This window comes from Bacillus sp. JJ675 (genome assembly GCF_036963165.1).
GTDB classification, from domain to species: Bacteria; Bacillota; Bacilli; order Bacillales; family Bacillaceae; genus Bacillus; species Bacillus glycinifermentans.
The window spans coordinates 65,714-69,340 of sequence record NZ_JBALMR010000019.1; the positions used below are offsets into that span (position 1 = coordinate 65,714).

Sequence of the window (3,627 nt, forward strand, 5' to 3'; positions counted from 1 at the left end):
CCTGTGGATCGTCGATTTCTGCAGCATACGATATCCAATCCGCCGAACGCACGGCTTCCCGCCAATGTAGTCCACCTGTCAGGTCGACTACATCGCCGCCCGTTTTGCTTGCATGCTCTTTGAGCTCCTCTATAGCGGCTTGATGATCAGGACATTCCTCTGTAAAGAGAACGTATATGTTGGCGAAACCGGAATCAGACAATGATCTGACCAATGAAGCGAGAAAAGAGCCCGAGCCCAGCGCCAATATGCCTGCTTTGCGGCACAATTGGAAGCGGTAAGCGCCGGAATCCTCGAAGCTTTCGATAAATTCGATTTGTGAAGCAAACGTTTGTAGGACGTACCCATCTAATTGATGAGGTTGATCCCGGCTGACATCCCGGACAAATCCGTTGGCGCACAGCGTGCTTCCGATTTCAAACACCCTGTCACGGTATGGGGCCGATAGTTCATTCGTCAATTCTTCCAATGTGTGTTCACCGTTGAACATCGGCAGCAATTTGTCGATCCACTGATAGATTGAAGCGCCCTTCATGCGAAACGATCCGGCATTGTTTCTGATATACACGCCGCCCGCCGGATCCGGTAGAAAACATGTATCTTGTTTCACTTTCAGGCGGGCGGAAGCGGTCAGATTTGTCATGTTGCTCCTCCTTATGATGATCTGAAAACAAGGCATACCATTATATGTAATTTTGTTCGTCCATTATGATAAAGGAACCCCTGCGGCATATCGGCAGGGGCAGTCTCCTTCTAATACATGCCACCGTGCCAGCAGCTTCCGCAGCAATGACCGGCGCAGCTCCAACAGCTCGCACAGCTCCAGCAGCTTGAACAGCTCCAGCAGCTTGAACAGCTCCAACAGCTTGAACAGCTCCAGCAGCTCGAACAACTCCAACAGCTCGCACAGCTTCCGCAGCTCCAGCAACTCGCACAGCTTCCGTGACTCCAGCAGCTTGCACAGTGTTTCGCATTCATATTCTCATGGTGACGTCCAGGATCCAAGGCCGTCATCCCATCCACATGGAAATGATCCATTCCCAATGATTGCAGTTCGTCATGAAAATGTTGCATTGATATAATCCTCCCCATATTAAAAACAGTTTTTCAAAAACATCAGAACACAAAAAAACTAGAAAATGAACGAAATACCCCGGGCACTTTCAAGATCAAACTATGAGACTTGTTAGGTGATTGTTACTGATGTGAAAGCCTATTTTCCTTGATTTGGATTTGGATCATTTTTTCCGTTTAACATTTAAAAATCGCTGAATGACCCCTTTTTTGGAAAGTTTAATAGAGAAAAATTAAGAAGGCTGTCCAATTTAGACATATGAAGACCATAAAAAAAATACAAGAATAGAAAAATGGCTCTGGGATAGTTAGATTGAGCTAACATTTAGTGGTAATAGCAGACCTTTTATTATCCGCTTGATTATAATTAGATAGAGAAAATGCTAATTTCAAAAACGAATGAGGTTTTCAATTGATGGATATATTTCGAAGGGATTTATAACAATAAATGATTCTATACAATCATTGTTTATAAGGGTCTTTTTGCTGTTGTATTTAAGATTCAACATAATATATACTTTCAGCAGCTAAGCTCAAAAGTATTTGTACAGAAAATTAATTAAAATTGAATGTATCTTATTTCCTAGCATGATATTTTTCTTATAAATTATTTAGAAACCATTTCCTTATTTTTTACAATATGGTATTGTATAATTATAACAAAAAAGGAAAGAGGTTTTTGTGTGAGGAAAATAATCTTAAGCCTGTTGATTACGTGTCTTGTTTTAGCAAATTTCTTTATCAGTATGGGTGATACTTTTGCAGCAGAAAACAATCAAGAAAAAACTGATTATGAAGTAACCTCTATTAAAAAAACAGATGATTTACAATACGATGTTAACAAAAATTTGACTCAAGAAGAGATAGTTACAAGATTTAATGAAATAAATACAAAGTATACTGTAGGACAAGCTTTTTCTGATCAGGATGATGAGTTTGTGAAATTTTATGCCGACTCTGAATTTAAGACTTCAGTTGAGTCAAACAGCGGAATATCAATTAGTGCCATCCAGTGGTATCCGGGTCAAACAGCTAGTAAATCTTTTAGCACATCAAAAAGTTCAAATGGGGTAAAGGTGAAATTTTCAGGGAGAGTCTATGGTACAATCGGTATTGTAAATCATAGCTATAGAGGTAAAATGAGTGCAAAAATTGTTTCCGGAAAGTCTAAGGTTAAGAAAGCTTTGAAGGTTCGCGTTACTCATTCATCTTACGGATTGGTAGGTAAAAAATCAATAGGGATTGTGTATAACAGCGGCAAATCGTCTACTGGTACAAAAACAAAAGTTTCTATGGATAATACTGTGAAATACAGCGCTCTTGCTGTAGTATATACGTATACGAATGCCTATGTATCTGTCACTACAAAAACCGGTTCATTCAACAAATATGCTTTCTAATTTTTTTGATGGGAGAGATTGCTTTGGGGAATTTTTCTATAGTAAACGCGGTCATTGTACTAGGTGTTTTGATATTAATTATTTTAGGGATATTCAAATTGATAAAAAAATTAAAAAAGAAAAGTCGAAAATAAGATTCTCTTCACATTATGTCTTTCTCTTGTTGCTCTTAAAGGAACTAAAGAGGCCGGAAAACATCCGGCCTCTCTTACTTCACGATCAGCACCGGGATTTCCGACTTGGCGGTAATCTTATCGCTGACGCTTCCGAACAGCAGTTTTTTTAAGCGGTTTTGGTCGCGGCTTCCCGTGATGACGAGATCGGCGCCGATGTGTTCGGCGTGTTTGAGAACGGCATTTGCCGGGTCGCCTTCCAAAATTTCGATTTCCGCGTCAAGCTGATGCTCGTTTAAGATGATTTTTGCCGCTGCGATCGCTTCTTCGGCACTGTCCTCATAAATGACGGGTTCTCCGGCAACGTCTGAATCATGCGGGACAGGGGGAACGCTTGGAATGCCGCCGTAAATGTAAGCCGTGCCTGCGGCCGGCCTTTGTTCGTTTACCATGGTTTGCCTCGGTTCATGGACGTGAGCGACCGTCAGTTCGGCGCCGAGCCTTTTGGAGAGGTCGATCGCTTTTTTAAGCGCTTTTTTACTATCGTTTTTTCCGTCGAACGCGACAATGATCCGGTCAGCCTTGAACACATTGATCATTCCTTTCCAGAATGGATTTACTTACATTTACCCGCTTTCTCAAAAATCTAACGAAAATGCGGGAATATGAATCGAAAGTCTTCCGATTGATGAAAAATCAAATTGACAAATAAAAGGCCGTGCTATAAGATGGAAAATATTAATAAGAATGGAGGGTAACGTCATGATCAGGAAAATCAATGCATCACATAACGGACAACTGAATCGCAGCGTGACGGCTTTATACCTTCCGACTCTTGATTGACCTTTTCCATTTAAACAATAGAGGAAAGGCGCATGTCACGTTCATCTTTCGTACATGCGCCTTTTTTATGTCAAAAAGGCATGCTGCATAACCGGCGTGTCTTTTTTTTCGGAGAAAAAACATTCCGTCTTCCGATCCGGAGCGCGAGTGTTTTTCTATATAGATGAAAAGCCGGCCGAAATGATCTGCACCCTGTC

The 3,627-nt window shown here is 41.1% G+C and carries 3 protein-coding genes and 1 pseudogene; 1 reads left to right on the plus strand and 3 read right to left on the minus strand.

Translation table 11 applies throughout. From position 1 onward, the window contains the following. Together V7126_RS05540 and V7126_RS24050 are read right to left on the minus strand one after the other, a co-directional pair. A pseudogene (locus V7126_RS05540) lies at nt 1-643 on the minus strand (bacteriocin maturation protein); the annotation flags it as partial. Between the two features lie 110 nt (nt 644-753). Beyond that, the gene (locus tag V7126_RS24050; protein ID WP_438823793.1) at nt 754-1,092 is read right to left on the minus strand and encodes a heterocycloanthracin/sonorensin family bacteriocin; all 339 of its coding nucleotides are present in this window, start codon (nt 1,090-1,092) and stop codon (nt 754-756) included. A gap of 665 nt (nt 1,093-1,757) precedes the next feature. On the opposite strand from V7126_RS24050, the gene V7126_RS05550 reads away from it, so the two are divergent. Further along, nucleotides 1,758-2,474 (plus strand): hypothetical protein, encoded by a 717-nt coding sequence (locus V7126_RS05550; protein ID WP_335497121.1) that lies wholly within the window; start codon nt 1,758-1,760, stop codon nt 2,472-2,474. Between the two features lie 208 nt (nt 2,475-2,682). Here V7126_RS05550 and V7126_RS05555 read toward each other — a convergent pair whose 3' ends face one another. Then, nucleotides 2,683-3,177 carry a universal stress protein gene (locus V7126_RS05555; RefSeq protein WP_046129746.1) on the minus strand — a complete coding sequence of 165 codons (495 nt, stop codon included), beginning with the start codon at nt 3,175-3,177 and terminating at the stop codon, nt 2,683-2,685. Nucleotides 3,178-3,627: the final 450 nt, after the last annotated feature.